General features: G+C 59.2%; 28 protein-coding genes and 1 tRNA gene. 18 read left to right on the forward strand and 11 right to left on the reverse strand.

All coding sequences use genetic code 11. From position 1 onward, the window contains the following. Positions 1-31: 31 nt before the first annotated feature. A complete protein-coding gene (locus tag JK208_RS14470) occupies positions 32-2,719 on the forward strand; it encodes a glycosyltransferase (protein ID WP_211576545.1) in 2,688 nt (895 codons plus the stop codon). On the opposite strand, the gene JK208_RS14475 is transcribed toward JK208_RS14470, so the two are convergent. Further along, positions 2,716-3,606, reverse strand: a complete 891-nt coding sequence (locus JK208_RS14475) for a rhamnan synthesis F family protein (protein ID WP_211576563.1) — start codon at positions 3,604-3,606, stop codon at positions 2,716-2,718. The genes JK208_RS14470 and JK208_RS14475 overlap by 4 nt on opposite strands. A 180-nt stretch (positions 3,607-3,786) precedes the next feature. On the opposite strand from JK208_RS14475, the gene JK208_RS14480 reads away from it, so the two are divergent. Continuing rightward, entirely contained in the window at positions 3,787-4,056 is a 270-nt protein-coding gene (locus tag JK208_RS14480) for an HU family DNA-binding protein (protein ID WP_194262948.1), read from the forward strand. Positions 4,057-4,063: 7 nt separating this feature from the next. On the opposite strand, the gene JK208_RS14485 is transcribed toward JK208_RS14480, so the two are convergent. From JK208_RS14485 to JK208_RS14505, 5 genes are all read right to left on the reverse strand, one after another. Further along, positions 4,064-4,138: transfer RNA gene (locus JK208_RS14485), tRNA-Gln, on the reverse strand. A gap of 73 nt (positions 4,139-4,211) precedes the next feature. Continuing rightward, positions 4,212-4,901 (reverse strand): TetR family transcriptional regulator, encoded by a 690-nt coding sequence (locus JK208_RS14490; protein ID WP_211576546.1) that lies wholly within the window; start codon positions 4,899-4,901, stop codon positions 4,212-4,214. Between the two features lie 81 nt (positions 4,902-4,982). Next, positions 4,983-5,813 carry a pyrroline-5-carboxylate reductase gene (gene proC / locus JK208_RS14495; protein WP_283092436.1) on the reverse strand — a complete coding sequence of 277 codons (831 nt, stop codon included), beginning with the start codon at positions 5,811-5,813 and terminating at the stop codon, positions 4,983-4,985. Next, positions 5,810-6,316: a YbjN domain-containing protein gene (locus JK208_RS14500; protein WP_211576548.1), complete on the reverse strand. Its 507-nt coding sequence runs from the start codon at positions 6,314-6,316 to the stop codon at positions 5,810-5,812. The genes proC and JK208_RS14500 overlap by 4 nt, the downstream gene beginning before the upstream one ends. Before the next feature lie 177 nt (positions 6,317-6,493). Then, complete coding sequence (locus JK208_RS14505; protein WP_099287288.1) at positions 6,494-6,784, reverse strand: accessory factor UbiK family protein; 291 nt, start codon at positions 6,782-6,784, stop codon at positions 6,494-6,496. Between the two features lie 81 nt (positions 6,785-6,865). Here JK208_RS14505 and rfaD point away from each other — a divergent pair, with 81 nt between their 5' ends. The 3 genes from rfaD to pgeF are packed head-to-tail and all read left to right on the forward strand — an operon-like array spanning position 6,866 to position 9,451. Next, a complete protein-coding gene (rfaD, locus tag JK208_RS14510; RefSeq protein ID WP_211576549.1) occupies positions 6,866-7,846 on the forward strand; it encodes an ADP-glyceromanno-heptose 6-epimerase in 981 nt (326 codons plus the stop codon). A 26-nt stretch (positions 7,847-7,872) separates the two neighbouring features. Next, positions 7,873-8,679 (forward strand): prolipoprotein diacylglyceryl transferase, encoded by an 807-nt coding sequence (gene lgt, locus JK208_RS14515; protein WP_408872117.1) that lies wholly within the window; start codon positions 7,873-7,875, stop codon positions 8,677-8,679. Then, on the forward strand, positions 8,672-9,451 hold the full coding sequence (gene pgeF / locus JK208_RS14520; protein ID WP_211576551.1) for a peptidoglycan editing factor PgeF: 780 nt from the start codon (positions 8,672-8,674) through the stop codon (positions 9,449-9,451). Before lgt ends, pgeF begins: the two co-directional genes overlap by 8 nt. Here pgeF and JK208_RS14525 read toward each other — a convergent pair. After that, the gene (locus JK208_RS14525; RefSeq protein WP_211576552.1) at positions 9,409-10,602 is read right to left on the reverse strand and encodes an acyltransferase; all 1,194 of its coding nucleotides are present in this window, start codon (positions 10,600-10,602) and stop codon (positions 9,409-9,411) included. The genes pgeF and JK208_RS14525 overlap by 43 nt on opposite strands. 206 nt (positions 10,603-10,808) lie before the next feature. Here JK208_RS14525 and JK208_RS14530 point away from each other — a divergent pair, with 206 nt between their 5' ends. Next, positions 10,809-11,684: an SDR family oxidoreductase gene (locus JK208_RS14530; RefSeq protein ID WP_206034863.1), complete on the forward strand. Its 876-nt coding sequence runs from the start codon at positions 10,809-10,811 to the stop codon at positions 11,682-11,684. A gap of 15 nt (positions 11,685-11,699) precedes the next feature. Here the strand turns inward: JK208_RS14530 and JK208_RS14535 are convergent, their stop codons facing one another. After that, complete coding sequence (locus JK208_RS14535) at positions 11,700-13,031, reverse strand: MFS transporter (RefSeq protein ID WP_211576553.1); 1,332 nt, start codon at positions 13,029-13,031, stop codon at positions 11,700-11,702. Positions 13,032-13,229: 198 nt separating this feature from the next. On the opposite strand from JK208_RS14535, the gene JK208_RS14540 reads away from it, so the two are divergent. Together JK208_RS14540 and pth are read left to right on the forward strand one after the other, a co-directional pair. Then, on the forward strand, positions 13,230-13,886 hold the full coding sequence (locus tag JK208_RS14540; RefSeq protein WP_194262938.1) for a 50S ribosomal protein L25/general stress protein Ctc: 657 nt from the start codon (positions 13,230-13,232) through the stop codon (positions 13,884-13,886). Between the two features lie 4 nt (positions 13,887-13,890). Beyond that, on the forward strand, positions 13,891-14,460 hold the full coding sequence (pth, locus tag JK208_RS14545) for an aminoacyl-tRNA hydrolase (protein ID WP_211576554.1): 570 nt from the start codon (positions 13,891-13,893) through the stop codon (positions 14,458-14,460). Here the strand turns inward: pth and JK208_RS15985 are convergent. Next, positions 14,429-15,226 (reverse strand): CPBP family intramembrane glutamic endopeptidase, encoded by a 798-nt coding sequence (locus tag JK208_RS15985; RefSeq protein WP_249202171.1) that lies wholly within the window; start codon positions 15,224-15,226, stop codon positions 14,429-14,431. The genes pth and JK208_RS15985 overlap by 32 nt on opposite strands. Positions 15,227-15,290: 64 nt before the next feature. Between JK208_RS15985 and JK208_RS14555 the strand changes: the two genes are divergently transcribed. From JK208_RS14555 to JK208_RS14585, 7 genes are all read left to right on the forward strand, one after another. Next, positions 15,291-15,647 carry a hypothetical protein gene (locus JK208_RS14555; RefSeq protein WP_249202172.1) on the forward strand — a complete coding sequence of 119 codons (357 nt, stop codon included), beginning with the start codon at positions 15,291-15,293 and terminating at the stop codon, positions 15,645-15,647. Positions 15,648-15,673: 26 nt separating this feature from the next. Further along, positions 15,674-16,060: a transcriptional regulator gene (locus tag JK208_RS16160; RefSeq protein WP_349292007.1), complete on the forward strand. Its 387-nt coding sequence runs from the start codon at positions 15,674-15,676 to the stop codon at positions 16,058-16,060. Positions 16,061-16,184: 124 nt separating this feature from the next. Further along, a complete protein-coding gene (ychF, locus tag JK208_RS14565) occupies positions 16,185-17,279 on the forward strand; it encodes a redox-regulated ATPase YchF (protein WP_211576555.1) in 1,095 nt (364 codons plus the stop codon). After that, entirely contained in the window at positions 17,272-18,540 is a 1,269-nt protein-coding gene (locus JK208_RS14570; RefSeq protein WP_211576556.1) for a glutamate-5-semialdehyde dehydrogenase, read from the forward strand. Before ychF ends, JK208_RS14570 begins: the two co-directional genes overlap by 8 nt. 32 nt (positions 18,541-18,572) lie before the next feature. Beyond that, complete coding sequence (locus tag JK208_RS14575; RefSeq protein WP_244901459.1) at positions 18,573-19,160, forward strand: nicotinate-nucleotide adenylyltransferase; 588 nt, start codon at positions 18,573-18,575, stop codon at positions 19,158-19,160. 98 nt (positions 19,161-19,258) lie between these two features. Continuing rightward, complete coding sequence (gene rsfS / locus JK208_RS14580; RefSeq protein WP_099287312.1) at positions 19,259-19,711, forward strand: ribosome silencing factor; 453 nt, start codon at positions 19,259-19,261, stop codon at positions 19,709-19,711. Beyond that, entirely contained in the window at positions 19,712-20,170 is a 459-nt protein-coding gene (locus tag JK208_RS14585; RefSeq protein ID WP_194262932.1) for a 23S rRNA (pseudouridine(1915)-N(3))-methyltransferase RlmH, read from the forward strand. Positions 20,171-20,198: 28 nt separating this feature from the next. Here JK208_RS14585 and JK208_RS14590 read toward each other — a convergent pair whose 3' ends face one another. Continuing rightward, positions 20,199-20,915: a CHAP domain-containing protein gene (locus JK208_RS14590; RefSeq protein WP_211576558.1), complete on the reverse strand. Its 717-nt coding sequence runs from the start codon at positions 20,913-20,915 to the stop codon at positions 20,199-20,201. Between the two features lie 172 nt (positions 20,916-21,087). Beyond that, positions 21,088-21,438: a RidA family protein gene (locus tag JK208_RS14595; protein WP_211576559.1), complete on the reverse strand. Its 351-nt coding sequence runs from the start codon at positions 21,436-21,438 to the stop codon at positions 21,088-21,090. 153 nt (positions 21,439-21,591) lie between these two features. Between JK208_RS14595 and JK208_RS14600 the strand changes: the two genes are divergently transcribed. From JK208_RS14600 to JK208_RS14610, 3 genes are read left to right on the forward strand one after another with little or no spacing between them, the layout of a single operon-like run. Next, positions 21,592-22,242, forward strand: coding sequence for an MBL fold metallo-hydrolase (locus JK208_RS14600; protein ID WP_211576560.1), 651 nt, complete (start codon positions 21,592-21,594; stop codon positions 22,240-22,242). A gap of 19 nt (positions 22,243-22,261) precedes the next feature. Then, positions 22,262-22,738, forward strand: coding sequence for a DUF192 domain-containing protein (locus JK208_RS14605; RefSeq protein ID WP_211576561.1), 477 nt, complete (start codon positions 22,262-22,264; stop codon positions 22,736-22,738). A 7-nt stretch (positions 22,739-22,745) separates the two neighbouring features. Further along, positions 22,746-23,714: an NAD-dependent epimerase/dehydratase family protein gene (locus JK208_RS14610; protein ID WP_211565144.1), complete on the forward strand. Its 969-nt coding sequence runs from the start codon at positions 22,746-22,748 to the stop codon at positions 23,712-23,714. Positions 23,715-23,890: the final 176 nt, after the last annotated feature.

Consider the following 23,890-nt stretch of genomic DNA (forward strand, 5'->3'; position numbering starts at 1 on the left):
GTGTTTCTGCCCTTTTTGAAAGCCTGACGGAATGCGCGATGACGCGCGCGACTCACTGACTGAAAGCTATCGAAGTGCGGCCCGTCTGAACGGGTTGAGAGCAGAAGAGCTGCAGAGAGAAAATCAACAACTTCTTCGACAGATTTCTTTGATTCAGGCCTCCCTGTCTTGGCGTGTGACGCTTCCTCTGCGTGCTGTTCGCGCACTGATGTTGGGAAAATCGCTGTCTGGTAGGCCTGTGCGGGATTTACCGGGACGGTTTGTGCGTCTGTGGGGGCGGGATGGGTTGGCCGGCATTCAGAAAGCTGTCACTCATCGCTTGCGGCGTTTGCAGCGGGTCCATGCCAAAGCGCAGAATGGTCTTCCTGAAGTGGGGGATGAGGCGGAATATCTGCATCCCTATAAAGCTGCTTCCGGGCACCAGTCAGATAGATTGCAGCCTAAAGTCTTGATTATCGCAGAGCTTAGTCTGCGACAGTGTGCCAAATACCGCGTTTGGCAGAAGCGGGATTTTCTGACGGCGCTGGGCTGGTCGGTTCAGGTTGTTGACTGGCGCGATATTGCTGAGGCCATGTCTGCGCTGCAGCTTTGCACGCAGGTTATTTTTTATCGGGTTCCCGGATTTGAAGATGTTCTGAAACTTGTTCAGGAGGCCCACCGGCTGGAACTGTCGCCGCGATGGGAAGTCGATGATCTGATTTTCGATGAAGAGGAATATCGCCAGAACGGGAATATCGAAACGCTGCCCGCAGCAGAACGCGATCTTCTGATGTCCGGGGTGGTGTTGTTTCGCCGGTGTATGCTGGCCTGTGGCCGGGGTATTGCCTCGACCGAAGCGCTGGCTGGGGCCATGCGTAAGGCGGGTCTGTCGGACGTAGTGGTTCTGGAGAATGCTCTGGATGTGGAAACGCTGAAAGTTGCGTCGGCACTGCCGCGGCATTCGGGTTCAGAGCGTTTGTGGGTCTCCTATGGATCTGGAACCAACACCCACGATGCGGATTTCAGGCAGGCAGAGTCAGGTCTGTTGGCTGCGATGACTGAGGAGCCTCGGCTTTGCCTGAGGGTGATCGGTCAGTTGCAGCTTTCCCCGGCATTTGAGCGGTTTGGGGACCGGGTCGAACGTCTGACCGAACTCTCCTACGTTGATTATCTCAAAGCTCTGTCGCAGACGGATATTGCGATTGCGCCGTTGGAACCGACGCTGTTCAATGACTGCAAGAGCAACATCAAGTTTCTTGAAGCCGCGATTGTCCAGGTGGCCGCGATCTGTTCTCCACGGGCAGCCTTCCTGACTGTGGTGCGGGATGGACAGAATGGATGTTTGGCGGCGGATGCCGCAGCATGGCGGGATGCCTTTCTCAGACTGGCGCGGGACGACGATTACCGACGGTGTCTGGCGGAGGCCGCGTATGAAGACGTGATGGCCCGTTATGCGCCCGAGGCGATGGTGCAGACACAGGCCCGGCTTCTGTTCGGTGTTCCGGTCATTCGGGAAGCGCAGGACCTCAGGGTTCTTATGGCGAATGTCTATTTCGCTCCCCGGTCTTTCGGGGGGGCCACGATTGTGGCGGAGGAGATGGGGCGTCGGCTGGTGCGTAAAGGGGTGAAGGTCAGTGTTCTGACGTCTCGCCCCAGCGTTGCGGATCTTCCTGATGGCGATATTCGCTACGATGTGGATGGCATGACGGTTTTTGCCTCGGTTCTGCCGGATGATCAGGGTGGACTGGGGCAACTGGATAATCCGGCCATGGCGGCGAGGTTCTCGGAAATTCTGGAAGCCTGTCAACCTGATGTGGTTCATGTTCATGCCGCTCAGGGACTTGGGACCGGGCTTTTGCGGGTGTGTCAGGAAAAAGGGGTTCCTTATATTCTGACGCTGCATGATGCCTGGTGGTTGTGTGAGCGCCAGTTCATGGTGCGCGCTGACGGGCATTACTGTTTCCAGACGACCATTGACCCCGCTGTCTGTCAGGCCTGTGTGCCGGGTGCGCGGCATCTTGCGGATCGGGCAGTGGTGATGCGACAGGCCCTGAATGGGGCGGCTCTGCTGATCAGTCCATCGCAGGCGCATCGTGAGCTGTATCTGGCGAACGGGATTGCGCCCGAACGGATTGTGGTTAATCGGAACGGGTTTTGCTGGCCTGAGCGTCCACGCAGGAAGCGGACTGCCGGGGCGCCGCTGCGGTTTGGGTTTGTCGGGGGGACGGAGGCCGTCAAGGGCTATGGTCTGCTGAAAGAGGCAATGCAGTCCCTGTCCCGGAGCGACTGGGAGCTTGTGTTGGTTGATAACAAGCTCAATCTGGGGTTCCAGTCGATTTTTCCTGAAGACTGGTCTGTGCGGGGTCGGCTGCGTGTTGTCCCGGCTTATACGCAATCAGGGTTGGATGATTTTTACGATCAGATCGACGTGCTGTTGTTTCCGTCTCAATGGAAGGAAAGTTACGGCCTGACGGTGCGTGAGGCGTTGGCACGGGATGTCTGGGTCGTGACGACCTCTCCGGGTGGGCAGTCCGAAGATGTGGCGGATGGGGTGAACGGAACCTGCCTGCCGCTGGATGGCAAAGCCAAGACGCTGGCCGAAGCTGTCTCGGCGTTGTTGGATGCGCCTGAACGCTTTGCAGATTACGCCAATCCTTTTCGGGAGCGGCTTGCGACCTATGATATGCAGGCAGACGAGCTTTATGGCTTTTTGAAACAGGCGTCCGGTCGAACGATCTAACGTCCGAGGAGCAGAGCGGTGAGGGCGTGGCGTCGGTCTTCGCTGGCGAGTGCCTGAACCGCGCGGGCTCGCAGGCTCGCCCGAGCAGAGTGGTTGCGGGGCGGTGTTGCGGCCAGATAGGCCGCGATCCAGTCCGGATTAAAAAACGTTGGATCGGGGATTTCCGCGCGCCACAGGTGGATGGAGGCGATGCCGCTCGGATTGTCGCGCAGAAGCTCTGTTTTGATGAACGGGGCATTGCCCGATTGCAGGACGGTTCGCCAGTCCGCATGCATGGGATTAATTGCTAAAAGGCGGGCCAGACCCCGCGTGCTGCTCCAGGAGGCTCCTGTGGAGAGACCGGCGGCCTTGATGGCTAGTCCGAGGCCGAGTTCTCCGTGCAGGACGATTTCGTCCTTGGTCATGTCGTTGAACGGCTGGTTAAAAATGCGCTGGATCGCCGGATGATGCAGGGCGTCGTGCGTCATGCACAGGAACCATGACTGGAGATGGGACACGACTGCCTCTGAGCGGACCATACCCCAGACCTGAAACTTCTTTTCTCCCATCCGGTTCATGATGGGACGCAGAGGGAGGAGAGGGCCGAAGACGCTGTCGTTGGTGAAAAGAATTTCTGTTGCGTTGTCCGCATATCCCTTCGAGAGCAGGAACTGCCACGCTCCGAAGTCCAGTCCGGTATTGGGGCGGGGATGGACAGCCGCGGGGATTGGAGCGGCGGGGTTTGCAAGATCGTCCCGCAGAAGCTGGGCGGTGGCGTCCGAGAGGCCTGAGGCTGCGATATGAATTGTGAAACCGCAGGAGGCGATCTGGTTGAGGAGATGCCGTGTGTGTGGCGCTAGCCTGCTGTCAGGATTGTAATAGGCAAACAGGCAGACACGCATTGGTATTGACCCGCTGGAGAAAGAAAGAAACGTTAAATTTATGATATTATGGTTGTTTATGAGCTGGATCTATATGAAATATTATGACACCTCGGAAAGGTGGGCCATTCGCCCGTTAGTTCGCTTGAGCAGAATTTCTGTACCGGAAAGACCCGATCTGTACTGAGTAAATCCGGAGTTTCATTCATGAGCAAAGCTTTTCTTGCCGCAGTTCTTCAGGATTCCATGAATTGCACCGGTGTGGTTGCCCAGAGGGCCGTCAATGACATGATTGAGGCGATTATCGAGGAATTACGGGAAGAAGGGGGATTTACGCTGCCGTCTTTCGGAACATTCACGGTTTGCGAAACCAGAGCACGGCAGGCCGTTAACCCGAGAACGGGAGAGGCTGTGGCGGTTTCTGCGGGGCGGACCGTGCGGTTCAAGGCCAGTCCGGGGCTGAAGCAGTCTGTCTGAAAGAGAGTGGCTGGGGTGGGAGGATTCGAACCTCCGCATGGCGGAATCAAAATCCGCTGCCTTACCGCTTGGCTACACCCCAATCGATGCGCTTCTTTGGAAGCGCATGCTTTTGGCCTTCTAGTCCGAACCGGTTGCCTTCGTAAAGTCCGAAGTCAGGATTCCAGTTCAAGATCGTGATCGGGCAGGCCGGTTGTGTTCAGGGCCTCGTCCATTTTGCGTCGTGCTGAGGGTTTGAGAATGCCGTAACGCTCTGCACGATCCAGCGCGCTATCAAGGGCGGCCATGGTGGCGGCCAGATCCGGGCTCTCGTCTTTTTCCCAGGCCCGCATGGCATGGGCCCAGACAGCGGCCAGAGCATTGATACGCAGGACACCACCAAAGCCCGTACAGTCGATCCCGGCAGCCTCTGCCAGCCATTTCATGGAATCAAGAGTGGTGCCGGCCAGAAAGGCAGCCAGAGCAGGGTCGTAGGGCACGGCCTGAAAAACAGCACGGACGCCTTCGCGATATTCCTGAAAGATATCGAAGCGGCGCATGATCAGGTCGAAGAGATATTCGCGCAGCGTGCCACCGTTGCCGTCGTCACGCAGGGCGCTGGCATCGGCCAGACGTCCGAGCTGGAGCAGCAGAAGGGCCTTGACGGGGTAGCGTTTACGGACCGTCTCGACCGGAAGGTCGGCGTCCCGGGCGGCATCCACGAGTGAAAAGCGGTGCCAGCCTTCGCTTGCAGCCAAGGACAGGGCGGACTGGAGAAGGGCGGTGTCGAAGGCTTCCTGCGCCAGATCCGGCGGACCACTCAGCGCCATGTCATCGGATTCAAAGGGGTCCTGCCGTCCGTCCATTCGGGTCTCCTGTCGAAAGCTTCTGGTTTATTGGTGGGAGCGTTGCGGTCTGCCGACAAGCTCTCTCCCATAAAGAAACCGTCAGCCAGCGAGTTCGTCGGCCCGTTTTGTAGCAGCGTCAATAGCTTTTGGAACTGTTTCGGGCCAGGCATCGGGTTTCATGAGGACGGCCAGAGCCGCGGCGGTGGTGCCGTTGGGGCTGGTGACGGCCTTGCGGAGGTCTTCGGCGCTTTCGGGCAGATCGTCGAGCATGCGTCCTGCGCCATAGATTGTTCCACGAGCCAGACGTCGGGCGACATTTGGTGCCAGACCATGCTGTTGCCCTGCTTTTTCCAGAAGCTCGGCCAGCAGGAACACATAGGCGGGGCCGGAGCCGGAAATGGCTGTGACGACCGACAGATCGTCTTCATTCTCGACCGGGACGACATCTCCGACCGCAAAAAGCAGGTCGTGACAGATGGATTTCTGCTCGGGGGTGGCGGCGGCCGAAGCATAGAGACCGCTGATCCCGGCACCAACCGAGGAAGGTGTATTGGGCATAGCCCGCAGGACCGGAATGTCCGCGCCTGCAAGTCGCGCAGAGTCCGAAAGTGTCTCGCAGGTGCGTCCGGCCATGACTGAGAGAATGGCGGCACCGCTCAGGCGGGGCCCCAGAGCCTTTCCAAGGGCATCGATCACGATTTCGGCAACGCTTGGTTTGACGGCGAGGACGATGATGTCGGGTTGAAAATCGGCAGGGATTTCGGCGGCTGTCCGGACGATGGTGACCGTATCGTCCGAGCCGCTTCGGTGTCGGTCGAGGACGACGAGGCGTGGCGGTGTGGGGGAGGCGAGCCACCCGTCGAGCAGCGCGCCTCCCATCTTGCCGCACCCTGCAAGGAGGATTGAAGGGACGGAGGATGGCACGGTCAGGCGTCTCCCACACAGTCAAGCATGGCGGCGTCTATGGCCTCCTGCGGTGATTTTCCGCCCCAGAGCGCGAACTGGAAGGCGGGATAGAATCGCTCACATTCGGACATCGCGATTTCCACGAGGTCTTCCATGCTTTCGCCTGGCAGCGTCTGCACGCCGCGCAGCAGCAGCGTATGTCGGTAGGACGGGGTGCCCGTGTCGGGATCGACGGCGAAATGGCCGATCCAGAGGCGGTTATTGGCAAGGGAAACGAGTTCGTGGACGGCCGGACGGCGCTTTGCGGGGGAGCGCAGGTCCATGATGCAGTTCAGATGCAGGGCCGACAGTTCATCAGACCATGTGAAATACAGGGAATAGTCGCACCACTGTCCGGGGGCCTGGGCGGCCATTTCGGACGGGCCGAGGCGTTCGAACTCCCATTCATAGAGGCCCATGACCTGTTCCATCAGGTCGAGCGGATGGGATTCTGTTTCCGTGGTGAGTGAGGTGCTCAGGGCAGGCATGGCGGGTCTCCCAAGGCCGTGGAGCCTGGCACCGGCCTGGCGCCGGTGCGGCGCTCCAGATGTCTGCGGCCGGAAGCGAAAAATCCGCTCCCGACATCAATACGTTATGGAGCCTTTGCCTTGGGTGCAAGCATTACGTGTTACAATAACTACACGGTCTGGGGTGACTGTTGCAGATTAGCCCTGCGGGCCGCCTTTTTCTTCGGTTGCGAGCTCTTCGACAGCGGCGAGACGCGATTCGATTGCGGCTAGACGCTGCTCGGCTGCGTCCTGTGCCATGCGCGCACGGGTTGCCATTTCCTGTACCGCGTCAAATTCGTCACGGCGGACGAGGTCCAGGCTGTTGAGGATTTCGTCCACCCGTGTGCGGACGATGGCATGAAGCTCCTCACGGGCGCCGGTCACGGCGGAAAATGCGTTACCGGCAAGGCCAGCGAGGTCGTCGAAAAAGCGGGGTCTGTCAGCCATGATGAAGTTCCTGCTGTTCTGCGGCGTGTCGTGTCGGGCGCGTCGCTTGGATCGTTATCGGGGGCAGACTATACAGGAAGGATGATTATCGTCACCGGCGGGGCCGGATTCATTGGTTCGTGTCTTCATGCCGCCCTGCGTCGCCGGGGCTTGCGGACGGTTGTGGTTGACTGGCTCAGGGACGGGGTGAAGTGGCGTAATCTGGCGTCCCATGCGCCGGATCGCATCATCACGCCTGATGAGCTGGAAGATTTCCTTGCGTCCGAACCGGATGTCGAAGCCGTGTTTCACATGGGGGCGATCAGCGCCACGACGGCGCGAGACGGAGGTCTCGTCTGGTCGAGCAATGTGGCCCTGTCGCAGACATTGTGGCGCTGGTGCGCGGCGCGGGGCGTGCGGATGATCTATGCGTCTTCTGCCGCGACGTATGGGGCGGCGGACCGACCGGAGATGTTTCGTGACGGGCTGGAGGGCATTGATGATCTGAGGCCGTTGAACCTGTATGGCTGGTCCAAGCAGGCGTTCGATCTGTGGGTGAAGCGGGAAGTTGAAGCCGGAGCGCCTGTGCCGCCGCAATGGGCAGGACTTAAGTTCTTCAACGTCTACGGGCCGAACGAATACCACAAAGGGTCAATGATCTCTGTCGTGAAGGTCAAATACGACGAGGTGGTGCAGGATTGTGCGGCAAAGCTGTTCCGCTCTGATGTGCCGGGACTGGCTGACGGGCAGCAGCAGCGGGACTTCATCTGGGTCGGGGACGTTGTGAACGTCATGCTGTGGCTGTTCGATCAGCCTCAGGTCAGCGGGCTGTTCAACTGTGGAACCGGCGTGGCGCGGAGTTATCTCGATCTGGCACATGCGGTCTGTGGTGCTGCCAAGCGGGCGCGGGATGTCGAGTTCGTAGACATGCCCGAGAAACTGCGCGGGCAGTACCAGTCTTTTACCTGTGCGGATATGAGCCGACTGCGCGCTGCGGGTTATGATGCGCCGTTTACGTCTCTTGAAGATGGAATCGGGCAGTATGTGCGCGACTATCTTTCCCGTTCCCACCCCAATCTCTGAGAGCCGATTCCGTGAGCCATCCCCTGATCTTTCCTGATTTTGATCCGGTTGCTTTTCATGTCGGCCCTCTTGCGGTGCGCTGGTATGCGCTCGCCTACATGGTGTCGTTCATCATTGCGCTGCCGATTGCGAAGCGGCTGAACCGTCTGTCGCCGGAAGTGGCGACGAAAGAGCAGGTCGATGACTTCCTGTTCTACGCCATTCTAGGTGTGCTTCTGGGCGGGCGGCTGGGTTATGTCCTGTTCTATCGGCCGATGGATTATTTTTCGCACCCGCTGGAAATCTTCAAGACGTGGGATGGCGGGATGTCGTTTCATGGTGGGGCGCTGGGCGTTATTCTGGCGCTGGCGTATTTCAGCTGGAAGAACCGTCTGAGCTTTCTGGCTTTTGCAGACCGAATCGTGCCGGTGGTGCCGATCGGGCTCGGGCTTGGGCGCTGTGCGAATTTCGTGAACGGGGAGCTGTGGGGGCGTCCGGCATCTCCGGATCTGCCTTGGGCGATGATTTTCCCGACGGGTGGGCCAATTCCGCGTCATCCTTCCGAATTGTATGAAGCGCTGACCGAGGGTGTGCTGCTGCTATGCATCATGCTGTTCGCGGCCAGCCGTCCGGCGGCGCGTGAGCGGTTCGGGTTCCTGTCGGGGCTGTTCCTGTTCGGCTATGCCTGTGCGCGAAGCTTCTGCGAGTTCTTCCGTCAGCCGGATGCGAATATCGGGTTCCTGTCCGGGGGCACGACGATGGGGCAGTTGCTGTGCATTCCGATGGCGCTCGCGGGGATGGGGCTCATGGTTTACGCGATGCGGCGCCCGGCGCAGGTTTCGGCACATGTCTGAATCCGTGCTGACGGGGTCTGTTTTCAAGGTGCCGCACGGGTTCTTCACGCGGCTCGGAGGTATCTCTCCGGCGCCTTATGACAGTCTGAATTGTTCGCTGTCTTCGCAGGACGATCCGGCGAATGTGGCGGAGAACCGGGCCCGGGTGGCGCGGGCGATCGGGGTGGAGCCGGATCATCTGCTGGGGCTGAAGCAGACGCATAGTGACATTACTGTGCCTGTGACGACCGAAACGCCCCTCTGGGTAGCGGGAACCGGGCAGGCCGGGGATGCGCTAGTGACGGATCGTCCCGAGATCGGCATCGGTGTGATTACGGCGGATTGCGGGCCGGTAATGCTGTCTTCTGAGGATGGACGGATCGTGGGGGCGGCCCATGCGGGTTGGCGTGGCGCTGCGGGCGGGATTCTCGAATCCGTGGTGGCGCAAATGGTGGCGCTGGGGGCAGTGGGGATTCGGGCTGTTGTCGGGCCGTGCATTGCACCGGCGAGTTATGAAGTCGGGCCGGATATGCGCGATGCTGTTCTGGCTTATGGGGCGGAGGGGGAAATCTTTTTCCGTTCAGCGCCTCGCGCCGGGCATTTCCTGTTTGATCTGCCGGGCTATTGCGGGTTTCGTCTGGAACAGGCCGGGGTCCGGACCGTACAGATTTTGGGCGTCGATACGCTGACAGACCAGCGTTTCTTCAGCCATCGCCGCCGGACCCTCGCGGGCGGTGGACATATCGGACATCAGATTTCGGCGATCCGCCCGCTGGCCTCCCCACTGGGCTGAGGGCGGCGTAGGCCGGATTTCTCCAGCAGCCAGCGATCGGCGGGGCGTGAGAGGAAACGGTCCACGAGGGTGCCGAGGTAGAAGGACAGGCAGAGGGTCGGGAGGAACCAGACCCAGCCGAGCGTCCAGTTTTCGCCAGTGGCCTTGAACAGGTGAACCATCGGCATGACCACGAACATGTGGCTGAGATAGATTTCGTAGCTCAGTCTGCCCCACTGACGCGGCCATGCCAGAAACCGGCTTGCGGTCGCCTTGCCCCACCCGTTGTAGAAGGCCAGCAGCAAGGCCGCGCAGGATATTGTGAAGAATAGCGGGGCGCCGTAAGCTAAGGTCTGCCAGAGAACATGGCTGTTCAGCAGATAGAGTCCGACGCCGAATGTTCCGACCCAGCCCAGCCAGGGCGTGAGACGCGCGAATGTGGAGGGAGACATCCGGTGTGCGAGCAGGGCTGTGTAGACGCCCATGGCGATTGCGGAAATTCCCGGCCCATAGGCTTCGTCCTGCCAGATGTCCGAAGCGTCTCGGATCTGCCATTCCGCAAAAGGCAGGGACAGGGAGAGCAGCGCGAAAAGGCAGCCGAGCAGTCTGGGGGCGACCAGTTTCGGGACGCGCCCGCTGAGAAGACAGAGGATCGGGAAGGCGAGGTAGAACAGTTCCTCGACCGACAGCGACCACAATACGTCCCAGTTGGCCGGGAGGTAGTTCGTTCGGGCTTCGTAGAGGTTCAGATGCATGAAAAGGGCGGCGAAAATGGCGCCGGGCAGGGTCTGGCCCTCATGGTGAAAGAGGAAATCAGGTGTTCCCGAGAGGTTAAGCGCGGCGAGAACTCCTAAAAGGACCAGCAGGCATGGCAGGATTCGGCAGGCGCGGCGTCCGGAAAAGGCGAGGATGTTGATGCCGTCCAGACTGCCCCAGCGCCGCATTGTGTGATCGGTGATCAGGAAGCCTGAAATGACGAAGAAGATTTTCACGCCTTTGGCGCCATCCCACGTCAGGGCTTTCAGTAGAAAGGCTGGGAAAACTGCGGCAAGGCCGGTGTGCATCAGGGGAATGCGCAAAGCGAGATGATGGATGACGACGAGGATGATGGAGAGGCCTCTGAGGAGGTCTATCCCCGGATTGCGCTGCGCACCTGTCGTGACTGTCTGCACTTTGAGATCCCATTCTGCGAAAGCAGAACGTTTCTGTAATGGAAATCAGGCATGATTCCGTTCGGATTGCGACAGATGTGCAAAAAGAGGCTGAAGATACCCTCTGCCTCTCTATTTTGTCTCAGAGAGGGAAAATTTCTGAACCCGTCCGGAAGACGCGCCGTTAAGGAGGCAACTCTGTTCCATGACGACACAGGAGTGTTTCCATGCCAGCCGATCCCCGCACCTGCTATCCGCGCCCACCTTTCAAAGGTCAGACGCAGGCTTTCCCCGGTCTTTCGGAGAAGATGGTTCCGAAGCCTGATTATGGGGAAAAAACCTATAAGGGGTCCGGCAAGCTGACGGGACTTGCGGCTCTGATTACGGGGGGCGACTCCGGTATCGGCCGGGCTGCGGCGCTGGCTTTTGCCCGGGAAGGGGCGGATGTCGCAATTTCGTATCTGGAGACGGAAACCGACGACGCTCGGGATATTAAGGCCCAGATTGAAGCTGAAGGCCGGACCTGTCTTCTGCTGCCGGGTGATATCCGTGAGGCAGCACATTGCCGGGAGATGATCCACAAAACCGTCGAGGCTTTCGGAAAGCTCGACATTCTCGTGAATAATGCGGCTTTCCAGAAAGCCCGTGCTAAGCTGGAAGAGATTTCAGATGAAGAGTGGAAACGCCATTTCTCCACAAATACGGATGCTCTGTTCCATCTGACAAAAGCTGCATTGCCGCATCTTCAGGCGGGCGCATCCATCATCAATACGTCTTCGGTCAATCTCAAGACGGCGCCAGAGCTGCTGGTACCGTATTCCATGACGAAGGCGGCAATCGCGAATTTCACGTCCAGCATGGCGCAGCAGCTTGCTGGACGAGGCATCCGGGTCAATGCGGTGATGCCGGGTCCGATCTGGACGCCGTTTATTGTAACGGGCATGCCGGAAGACGAACAGGAACACCTCGGTTCCGATGTGCCTTTGGGTCGTCCCGGGCAGCCCGCTGAACTGGCGGGCGCATATGTCTACTTCGCCGATCCGCTGAACAGCTACACCACGGGCGCGCTTTTGGCAGTAAACGGTGGTGTGCCGATGATCTGAGATTGACGCCTGAGTTCAGCTCTTTGCAAACGCCTGCTCGTCGTCGAGCGGGCGTTTTTCTGTTTTGGGGCCGAAGAGGAGCGTGACGGTGGCACCGGACAGGAGGATCAGGGTGGTCAGGCCGAAGACGCCGGGAAAGCCGGCGATCGGGTAGAGCCAGCCGATCAGGACGGGTGAGGCGATGGCGCCGAGGCGTGCGATGGCAGAAGCGAGGCCCATGCCCCGGGCCCGCAGAGCGGTCGGGAAGAGTTCGGGTGTGTAGGCGTAAATGCCGCCGAAGGTGCCGTTCATGAAAAAGGACAGTAGGATGCCGAAGATCAGGACCTCGGTGGGGGTCTGGCTGGCCGCCATACCGATGGCGCTAAGTGCTCCGGCGACCATGAACAGCGCCACGGTTCCGCGTCGTCCTAGGCGGTCGGTGAGCAGGGCGGCGCAGGCATAGCCGGGAAGCTGGGCGAAATAGATCGAGATGGCGTAACCGAAGCTGCGGGTGATGGTCATGCCGCGTTCGATCATCAGGGTCGGGATCCAAGTGAAGAAAGCGTAGAAGCTGAAAGTGATGGCGAGCCACATGGCCCAACTCATGAAGGTAGAGCGCCGCAGGTTCGGGGCGAACAGATCCCGGACCGGGCGCAGGGAAGGGGTGCCACGGTCGGTCGTGGTGGTCAGGCCGACCGCAAGGCCTGCACTTTCCTCAATGTCGCCGACGATGCGGCAGGCTTCTGCCGTTTGGCCGCGCTCGTCGAGCCAGCGGGGGGATTCAGGTAGAGCGCGGCGCCACCACAGCAGCATGAGGACCGGAAATCCCGTCAGGGCCAGAGCCCAGCGCCAGCCATCCTCCATTGCGGGGACGAGCATGAATCCCAAAAGTGCTGCCGTGACATAGCCGAAGGAATAGAATCCGGTTAGGGCTGCGGTGAAGGCGCCCCGATAGCGAGCGCTAACGAACTCACTGAGATAGGGCGCGATGATGGTAGCTTCCGCACCTGCGCCGATCCCGGACAGCAGGCGGCACAGGAAGAAGGCGGTGAAGGAGGACGATCCGGCGGAGAGCAGGGAGCCGATGGCATAGATGGCCAGTGCGCTCATCATGACGCGGCGGCGGCCCGACCGGTCTCCCCACCAGCCGGACAGCAGGGCGCCCAGCCCGTAGCCGAGATAGGTCGCGCTCCCCAGTAGTCCCAGTGCCGGGCCGCTCAGATGCCACTGGTTTTTCAGCATGGGCAGCGCAAAAGCGACAATCGCAGAATCGAGGCCGTCGAACGTATAGCCGAGGCCGCCGAGGAACAGCAGTTTCCAGTGAAAGCGGGTAAAGGGCAGGCATTCGATGCGGGCGGCGATGCTCATCGGTGGGGATATCTGCCGGAAACTGTGGAAACGGAACGCAATCGTAGCGGTCGCGGGATGGGATGGTCCAGAGGGGCGCAGCCGGGCCGTTGAGTCCGAAAATGGTTGTATCGGTGGCGGTTTTCCGCTACTCCGCGCCTCGCACAGGCACCCCTGGAGGTCTGTGATGAATGAAATTCAATACGCAGGAGCGTAACAGTGGCCAATTTGACGACACTTGCTGTCTCGACGCGTGCGAAGGCTGGTAAGGGGGCAGCGCGCGCTACGAGACGTGAGGGCTTGGTGCCGGCCGTGATCTACGGTGGCAAGGAAGAGCCCTCCATCATCGCACTTGATCCGCGCGTGATCATGAAGGAACTGCATCGCGGTGGCTGGTCCTCGCGCGTGTATAATCTTGCTGTCGAAGGCGCAGAGCCGGTTGCGGCCCTGATCCGCGACGTGCAGCTGCACCCGGTTTCCGATGCCCCGATCCATGTGGACTTCCAGCGCGTTACGGCTGGCACCAAGATCCACGTCGAAGTCTCCATCGCTTTCGTTGGCGAAGAGAAGTCCCCGGGCATCAAGCGTGGCGGCGTTCTGAACGTTGTGCGTCATTACATGGACGTGCAGGCTGATCCGGCGAACATTCCGGAGCACTTTACGGCAGATCTGAGCGGTCTTGAGATCCACGACAACGTGCGTTGGACGGATCTTAAGGGCACCGAGGGTGTTGTGCTGACGGGTGGCCAGAACACCGATGTCGTCATCGCGTCTATCGCTGCGCCGACGGTTGATGCCGAAATGGAAGCCGAAGCTGCTGCGAAGGCTGCTGCTGCTGCTGAAGCCGCTGCCAAGCCGGGCGCAAAGAAGAAGTAATGTCATGAGGCTCTGGACCGGTCTCGGCAATCCCGAGCCGGGGATGAGCCGTCATAGACACAATATCGGCTTTATGGCGGTCGATGAGATCGCCAGGCGCCACGGTTTTTCGCCGTGGCGCAAGCGCTTCCGGGGGGAGACCTCCGAAGGCGTCATCGGAGGGGAAAAGATTCTGCTCCTCAAGCCGATGACGTATATGAACCTGTCAGGCGACAGTGTTCAGCAGGCCGCGCAGTTCTTTAAGGTTGCGCCGGACGATATCACTGCATTTCATGACGAACTTGATCTTGCTTTCGGCAAGCTGCGCATCAAGCGTGGCGGCGGTGCCGCCGGGCATAATGGTCTGCGGTCCATGGACAAATGTCTGTCAGGGCCGGATTACTGGCGTGTGCGGATGGGAATCGGTCATCCGGGACACAAGGACCGTGTGACGGGGCATGTGCTGGGTAATTTCGCGAAGGCGGAAGAGCCGGAACTCGAGCGCTGGCTTGAAGCCATGGCCGATGCGGCGCCGTTGCTGGCGAAAAAAGAGCACGAAGCCTTCATGACAAAGGTTGCCCTGCTGGCGGCATAACAGCGCTTCGGCTGAAATGGCCGGTCAGGGCCGGTCTAACGAACAAAGCGATGATGTCCATCAGGGCGTGAAATCCCATCAGCCAGATCAGGGGTGTTCCGTGGAGGGCGCGGAGCATGAAGATCAGGCCGATGATCGTTGTGATCAATACGCCTTTACCTCCCTGATACCAGTGCATGCCTCCGAACAGCAGCGTTGAGAGCACGGCTCCGGCAATCAGGCTCCCGGTGAGCTGCCCTGCGAGCAGGGGGAGTGCCAAACGGAAGAAAAGCTCTTCCCCCAGACCCGCATTCAGGCAGAGCAGAAAAGCCAGTCCCGCTTCAGGCAGAGTGCGTGGAATCAGGGCAGAAAAATCGCCAAGAGGGTTGAGAAGCGCGGGTCGCTTCAGTTTGCGGAGCAGAATGAACACGCCCGCGAGGATCAGAAGCCCGCAAGTGAATCCTGCGAAAAACGCGGGTGACATTTCAGGAGGCATCGTGCTGGAGGGGGTCGCCGGTGCGGACAGGCGCAACTGGGCAAGGGATGTGGGCTTCAGGGATTCGGGCAGGAACCAGAGCGTTACGAGACCCCCAAGATCGAAAAGCATGACGCTCTGGAGCAGCCATTTCAGATAGAAACGGCGTCGTTCATGAGTGTGGGTGGCTGTGCGGAAGATTTTCCAGTCCTGCATTCCCCTGCGGCTGTGGTGCGCGCAGGCGGCCAGCAGGAATGCGAGCCAGAGGATTGCCAGAATTCTTGCTGCGGAGATGCTGTGCAGGATTGTCATGAATGGGTTCTCTTTCCATATTGGAAAGTCAGATCATCATTTTCCATATTGGAAAGTCAATACCGTGCAGCAGGATGGATTCGAAACGACGCATGTGAGCAGGCGAGACGATGCGCGTAGGCAACTGGAAGCGCTTGATGCTTTCAGGAGCAGGCTTCCGAAAGAGCTGGCTTGTCCGTGGTGGAATGCGCCCGTCATGGGTGGGCTTCTGGCGCTCCTCACCTTTGCGATGAGTCTGGACCCGCCTTTCGTTTTTCTGCTGGAAGGGCTGTGTGTCGCCTTGATGGGCATTTTCTTTGCGATTGCGCGGCGGCGGATGGGATATTTCGTCAATGGGTACCGTCGGGGACGGACCCGGAAGATCGCAATCGGCATGATCCTGGCGGTTTATGCGATGATGGCGTTGTCCGGAGCGGGGTAAAGGGTGTTTCATCTGACGTGGCTGCCGTGGATTGCGACTCTGGGCAGTTTTGCGATCGGCTATGGAGTGGCGCTGCTCTGGCGGAGGGTCTGGCAGGCTGGTATGACGGCGCGGTTGTGACGGCTGTTCCCCAATTCGATCCTGTTATTCATCCTCCGGTTCGGTTGCAGCTTGCTGCGGCTCTGTCGGAAGTGAGTGACATGGAATTCGGTCGGGCGCGGGATCTGCTGGGTGTAAGTGACTCGGTCCTGTCCAAGCACCTCGCGCAGATGCAGGAAGCGGGTTATGTGCGGTTGCGCAAGGCGCCTCTGGGAGGGCGGCAGCGAACCTGGCTGGTTCTGACGGCGCAGGGGCGTGCGGCTTTGAAGGCGCATGTGCGGGCCTTGCAGGATTTGGCGGGAATCGTGGGCTGAATGCCTGTTTCGTAAGGGTGGGAGGTTGTGAGCCTCTCCGGTTTCTGCGAACACAAGGCAACGGATTTTTCTGGAACGGGTCGTTCGCGTCCGAGCGGTCTTTTAATGATGATGGAGAGCACGAATGGGTTTCAATTGCGGCATCGTTGGTCTGCCCAATGTTGGCAAGTCCACGCTGTTCAATGCCCTGACGGAAACGGCCGCTGCACAGGCTGCGAATTACCCGTTCTGCACCATCGAGCCGAATACGGGGCGTGTGGCCGTGCCGGATGCGCGGCTGGATGAACTGGCGCGGATTGGCAAGTCCATCCGCAAGGTTCCGACAAGCCTTGAGTTCGTGGATATTGCCGGTCTGGTCCGGGGCGCGTCCAAGGGCGAAGGTCTTGGGAACCAGTTCCTCGCCAATATCCGCGAAGTTGATGCCATCGTGCATGTGCTCCGCTGCTTTGAAGACGATGACATCACCCATGTCGAAGGTGGTGTTGATCCGGTTCGCGATGCGGACATCATTGAGACGGAGCTGATGCTGGCGGATCTGGAGAGCCTTGAGAAGCGCCAGATCGGTCTTCAGAAGCGTGCCCGCGGCAACGATCGTGAGGCTCAGGCCCAGCTTGAACTGATGGAGCCTCTGCTCGCGGCGCTGCGGGACGGTAAGCCGGCGCGGACTACTGTTCCGAAGGGGCAGGAGGTGGAGGCATCCCGTCTTCAGCTTCTGACGACGAAGCCCGTTCTTTATGTCTGCAATGTTGAGGAAGCCTCGGCGTCCACCGGCAATGCGTTTTCGGAAGCTGTGCGCAAGCGGGCCGAAGCCGAGGGTGCAGGCGTTGTCGTGGTGTCGGCCGCTATTGAAGCGGAAGTCAGCCAGTTGCCGCATGAAGACCGGACGGAGTTTCTGGACGGTCTGGGTCTGACGGATAGCGGGCTGGATCGTGTGATTGCGGCTGGTTACAAGCTGCTGGGTTTGCGGACGTATTTCACGGTTGGGCCGAAGGAATCGCGCGCTTGGACGATTACGGCCGGGACGAAGGCACCTCAGGCCGCTGCCGTGATTCACAACGACTTCGAACGCGGGTTCATCGCTTGCGAAACCGTGGCTTTCGACGACTATGTGGCCTGCAATGGCGAGGCCGGGGCCAAGGAAGTCGGCAAGTTGCGGATCGAAGGCAAGGAATACGTGGTGCAGGACGGTGATGTCCTGCTGTTCCGCTTCAATGTCTGAGGTAGGGGAAGACGCCGTCCGGATTCTGGGCGGTCTGGCGGAGAAGGCCCGTCGGGCCAGTCGGAATCTGGCGCGCGCCAGCGAAGATACTCGTAATCTTGCGCTGTTCGAGGCCGCAAAAGCTTTGCGGGAGCGGTCTGGTGAGATTGTTGCGGCCAATCAGAAGGATTTGGCTGCGCTTTCTGAAGACCGGAATGCTGCTTTCCGGGACCGTCTGACGCTGACGCCTGAGCGCGTGGATGCGATGGCGCGCGGTCTGGAGGATGTTGCGCGCCTGCCGGATCCTGTGGGGCGTGTTCTGGCGGAATGGGATCGGCCTAATAGTCTGCATTTTCGGCGGGTTGCGACACCGCTTGGCGTGATCGGCATGATTTACGAGAGCCGTCCGAATGTCGGCGCGGATGCGGCGGCGCTGTGCATCAAGTCGGGGAATGCTGTCATTCTGCGCGGAGGCGGGGAGAGCCTGCATTCGGCGCGGGCAATTCAGGCTGCGATGGAAGATGGATTGCGGGCTGCCGGGTTGGATGAAGCCTGTGTGCAGATTCTGCCATCTGCCGATCGTGCTCTGGTGGGGGCCATGTTGCAGGCTTCGGGGCAGATCGACCTGATTATTCCGCGCGGTGGCAAGTCTTTGGTGGAGCGGGTGCAGCGTGAAGCCCGCGTTCCGGTTCTTGCCCATGCGGATGGTCTGAATCACACCTATGTTCATGCAAGCGCTGATCCGGCCATGGCGCGGAAGGTGCTGCTGGACGCGAAAATGCGTCGGACGGGCGTCTGTGGGGCAACGGAAACGCTGCTGATTGACGCTGCGATTGCGCCGACGCTCCTGCCGCTTCTGGTTCAGGATCTGGGCGCGAAAGGATGTTCCTTTCGGGCGGATGACCGGGCTCGTGCGATTGTGCCGACACTTGAAGCCGCCCGGGCTGATGATTTCAGGACGGAATGGCTGGATTCGGTGCTGTCGATTGCCGTTGTGGACGGGGTTGAGGACGCTCTGGATCATATTGCCCGGCATGGAAGCTCGCATACCGAGGCCATTATTGCCGAAAATGCAGAGGCTGCGGCTGAGTTTCTCAACGGGACGGACAGTGCGGTTGTGATGTGGAATGCCTCCACGCAGTTCTGTGATGGTGGGGAGTTCGGATTCGGTGCGGAAATCGGGATTGCGACGGGGCGGATGCATGCGCGCGGTCCGGTGGGGCTCGAACAGCTCACATGCTATCGCTACGAGGTGATCGGCACCGGACAGGTGCGAGGCTGAGCAGTATTCCGACGTCTGGCGATGGCCGGAATATGCGGATCGGCCTGCTGGGGGGCTCGTTCAACCCCGCCCATACCGGTCATCTCATGGTAGCGCGGCGGGCATTGCGGGCTTTGCGGCTGGATCAGGTGTGGCTCATGGTCTCGCCGGGGAATCCGCTCAAATCGGGAAAGGGGATGGCGCCGTTCAGGGTACGTCTTGCTTCTGCGGAGCGGATTGCGGACGGGCGACGAATCGTTGCGACCGATATCGAATCCCGTCTGGGGCAGCGTTTCACCGTCAAAACCGTGGCCTTGCTGAAGCAGCGCTTTCCGCATGTGCGGTTCGTCTGGCTGATGGGAGCGGACGGGCTGGCGCAACTCTCACGATGGAAGCGCTGGCGTCGGTTGGCCGCGTTGGTTCCCATCGCTGTTGCTCCGCGTCCGGGAAGCGTTTCGCCCGCGCTTAGAGGGGCTGCGGCGTCTGTTTTGCGGCATCAGAGACGGCCTTCGCGGGAATCTCCGGTGCTTGCGGAGCGAAAAGGCAACGCATGGACGTTCCTTTCTGCGCCGCAGAACGATATATCGGCTACAGCGTTGCGTGAGTCCGGCCAGTTTCGTCCGGAGTCCGATCAGGAGTAAAAACCATCACCAAGACGACCTCTCCCGAATCGCAGGCCAAAAAGCCTGTGCGCCGGAAAACCAGCTCCCCCGATGCGGCACTGGCCGAGGCTGCCAAGGTGCCGGGAACGGCTCGCAAGAAGGCTGCTGTTGCCGGACCGAAGAAAACGGCCGTCAAGCGCGAAGCCGTGCAGCCGGATGTTCTGACCAGCATGCTGAGCGTCATCACCGCGAGTCTGGATGAAGACAAGGGTGAAGACATCGTTGTGCTGGATCTTGTTGGCCGCGCGAACTTCGCAGACCGCATGGTTATTGCGACCGGTCTCGCCGACCGCCAGATCTCCGCGATGGCGCATCACATCGAGAAGAAGCTCAATGAGATCGGCATCAAGCGTATCCTGATCGAAGGCGCGAATGGCAGCGACTGGGTCCTGATCGATGCTGGTGACGTTGTTGTTCATCTCTTCAAGCCGGAAAGCCGCGAGCTTTATGGTCTGGAGCGGATGTGGGGCACGGATCTGGATGGCAGCGAAAACGAAGTCGCGGTCGGACAGGGCGAAGAGCAGGACTGAATGAAGCTGGTCGCAATCGGTCGGCTCAAAGCCGGGCCGGAGCGCGAACTGTTCGAACGTTATGCGGGCCGGATCCGGCCCGCCCTGACGGTGACGGAACTCGCGCCGTCAAAAGGCAGCGTCCAGGAGCAGAAGCGCAAGGATGCTGCGGCTTTGCTGGGCGCCTGTCCCGATAATGCCCTGATCGTGGCGCTGGATGAGGGTGGAAAGACGCCTGACAGCCTGCGTCTGGCGGAAATGCTGTCTCGCTGGCAGGAGTCGGGCCGTCCCATTCATTTTCTGATTGGTGGTGCTGAAGGGCTGGATTCGAGTGTGATCCAGCGGGCCGAGTCCGTGATTTCCCTTGGGAAACTGACCTGGCCGCACATGCTGGTCAGGGTTCTGATTGCCGAACAGGTTTTCCGGGCTCAGGCCATCAATACCGGCCATCCCTACCATCGGGAATCCCGACCGGATTGAGTGGCCGAGTTATATTTTCCTGATTATATCAGCGAATCGAACGGTCTGGCGCGTCCGAGGTGAAGGCATCGTCCGGCGCTTCGGCAACTTCGGTGCTGAGCATCGGATGGCTCAGGGCGTCGGAGCTGTTCACGACAGCACTGTGACGGAAACCCGAGGGGCTCGAGGCGCGGGCCAGCACAACATGCGGGGCCGGATTGCGGTCACCCTCATCGGAATGTGGGTAGATGAAGCCGTATGTCGGGTAGATGCTGCCCAGTCGGCCGCTGCGATCATTGAGGCTGACGCGGACGGCGCTCCAGTCATTGTTGGGAGAGACGTCAACGACGCGGACATTGTGCGCGATGCCGTTCGAGGCCCAGTGTGACTGGTCGATATAGATCGTGCGGCTGTCTTCAACTGAACGCACCACAGCCACGTGGCCGAGTGGCATGCGGCGGATCGCCCGGAAATTCAGAACCGATCCGGCCTGTGGTGCAGAGCCACGGGCATAAACGCCAGCAGCATTATACCACCAGTCCCGTGCGTTGCCGTGCAGTTCGACCTCAGAGGCCGTTTTGGCGTAGGCGACGCACTGGATGACGTGAGCATAGGCATGATGGTGGCTGATGGAATGGTGGCTGTGGAAAACGGACCGTCCGTGATGAGCCGAACTGTGACGGGCCTGAGCCTGTCCTGAAAAGAACGCGACAGCGGAGAGCGCCAGAGCGGAGAGAAAGGATTTCCGGCAACTTTTATGCTTCACGATCTTTAGGATCCTGATTGGTTGTGTGTTGTTCGGGTTACAGGGAGGTAACAACCTTCCTGCAACCCTGACAAGAGCAGAATGCAGACCTGTGTGTTAAATTTTCATTTCCGTGGAAAATCTTTTTGACACCACATCCTGCTGCATTCTCGCCACAATCGTTCGGGTCAGATCATTTCGTTGTTGTGAGCATGATCTCGACAAGAATTTTCGGGTCGGCCATCACGGCCTGAACGCAGGCGCGGGCGGGCGCTGCGTTTTCCGGAAGCCAAGCGGACCAGAGCGTGTTGAGCGCGGCGCGGTCCGCGATATCTTTCAGCCAGATCTGGGCCTGCAGGATACGGGTGTTGTCGGTGCCGTGTTCTTCAAGGATCTGGTCGAGCTGGTCGAGAACGCTGCGGGTCTGTTCTTCGATACCCTGTGACAGGTCGGCTGCAACCACACCCTGCGTGAAAATGAAGCCGTGATATTCGACAGCCTTGGACAGGATGGCGTTGGGTTCTGTGCGGATGATGCGGCTCATGATGACACCTTGGTCTGGAGAGGAAAGGGTGAGAGTGACCTTCCTGCGAAAGAGGGTCAATGATCTGCGCGATACAATCCTTCCGGTTGACTTGTCGTACGGAGACGGAGCCTGTATCGCCACATCAGAACGGATCGTCTGGAAGGAGGAGTGATGACTCCTTTGTATGCGAAGCGGGTGCCGGTTACGCCCTTGCGGCAGAACTGCACTATTCTCTCAAATGACGCAGGCCGTGCTGTTGTGGTGGACCCGGGTGGGGATGTTGATGACATCCTTCAGGAACTGGGTGACATGTCTGTCGAGGCCATTCTCCTCACGCATGGTCATCTGGATCACGCTGGTGGGGCGGCTTCTCTGAAGAGAGCTCTTGAAAAGCGGCAGAACCAAAGCGTTCCGGTTGTAGGGCCGGATCGGCGGGATGAGTTCCTGTTGCAGAGCATTACGCAACAGGCTGCTGCTTTCGGGCTTACCGGCATGGAAAATGTAATGCCTGATCGCTTCGTCGAGGGCGGAGAGGTGCTGCACTTTCTGGGGCAGGACCTGCATGTGGCGCATATTCCGGGTCATACTCCGGGACATGTCGTTTTCGTGGACCACGACAATAGGCGCGTTCTGGCAGGGGACACGCTGTTCCGCGGAACGGTCGGCCGTACGGATTTCGCTTATGGGGATTCACGCGCCCTTATCGATGGCATCCGGACCCATCTGCTAAGTCTGCCTGATGATACCGTGGTTTTGTGTGGACACGGAATGCCGACGACCATCGGCGAAGAACGGCGGGCCAATCCGTTTCTGATTTCCTGAACCTGAAAGTCATACCTTCATGCGAACTTTAAGTTTTGTGCTGCTGGCGGCTCTTGGACTGAGTGCCGGTGTTGCCAGAGCAGAAGACCCGATTACGCAGGCGCAGGCGCGTTTGCCAACGGATAGTCTGACGATCATGACCCGTGACGGGCAGAAGCACGTTTTCACGGTGGAGCTGGCCAAGACCTATCGTCAGCAGGAAGTCGGAGAAATGTTCCGCAAGAACCTGCCTGAGAACGAGGGTATGCTGTTCATGTGGCCAGCGCCGCAGGTGTCGGACATGTGGATGCGCAACACGCTTGTGCCTCTGGACATCGTTTTCATTGATTCCACGAACCACATCCACGCTATCGAGGAAAATGCCGTGCCTCTGAGCGAAGCTATTCTGCGGAGTGATGGTGTGGTTGCAAACACACTCGAACTGGCAGGTGGTGTGACGGCGAAGCTGGGAATTCGTGTCGGGGATGTTGTTTCCAGTTCCGCTCTGAAACACTGATGGTCCTGTGAAGATACTGGTTACCGGTGTTGCCGGATTTATAGGGTTTCATGTTGCTGAAGCCCTTCTGAAGCAGGGAATGGATGTCGTTGGGATTGATGTTCTCAACGACTATTATGACCCTTCCCTGAAAATGGCGCGGTTAAGCCAACTTGAGCCTCATCCGAAATTCAGCTTCGTGAAAGTGGATGTGGCCAACCCGCAGGCCATGCGGGATGTTGTTGGACAACATCCCGATCTGGAAGGCGTCATCCATCTCGCCGCTCAGGCTGGTGTTCGATATTCGCTGATCGATCCCTATTCTTATGTGACGGCGAATGTGATGGGGCAGGTTGCGCTTCTGGAAGCGTGCCGGAGCCTGAAAAAGCTGGGGCATTTTGTATATGCGTCTTCGTCTTCGGTTTACGGACGCAATCAGGAAACGCCTTTTCGGGAAACGGATCGGGTCGAACAGCCGAGTTCCCTGTATGCGGTCACCAAGCGTGCGGCCGAACTGACATCGGAATCCTATTCTTATCTGTATGGCATTCCGCAGACAGGACTGAGATTCTTCACGGTTTATGGTCCGTGGGGACGGCCTGACATGGCTTATTACGGTTTTGCAAAAGCGATCTCAGAAGGCCGTCCGGTCACACTCTATGAAGGGAAAGGCCTTTCACGCGATTTCACCTATATCGATGATATCGTCAGAGGTGTTGTGAGGATCTTGGCAAAGCCACCGGAAGCTGGAGTGTCACGTCTGCTCAATCTTGGCGGGGATAAACCAGAAAAAGTGACCCGGATGATCGCATTGCTCGAGAAGGATCTGGGGAAGAAGGCTCTGGTTGAACGCCATCCGCGTCCTGTGGCGGATATGGAATCGACATGGGCTTCTCTGGAAAAAGTGAGAGAATTGTGCGGTTGGGAGCCTGAAGTTTCCTTTGAAGACGGCATGAGAGAATTCGCTGTCTGGTTCAGAAAGTTCCATGGAATCTGATTTTTTCACAAAAATGCAATTTTCCTGTTGACCCCCTCCGGTGTCCCCCGTATAAGCCCGTTCACCGACGCAGCGGGGCCCACTTCGAGGGGTTCTGGAGCGGCGGGGATGACGGTCTTTGAAAATTGAATATGGAATTGGAAGGGATATGTTGGCGGCGTTTTGGTGCTGGTGAT

This window comes from Gluconobacter sp. Dm-74, from assembly GCF_018256135.1.
Classification (GTDB): domain Bacteria; phylum Pseudomonadota; class Alphaproteobacteria; order Acetobacterales; family Acetobacteraceae; genus Gluconobacter; species Gluconobacter cadivus.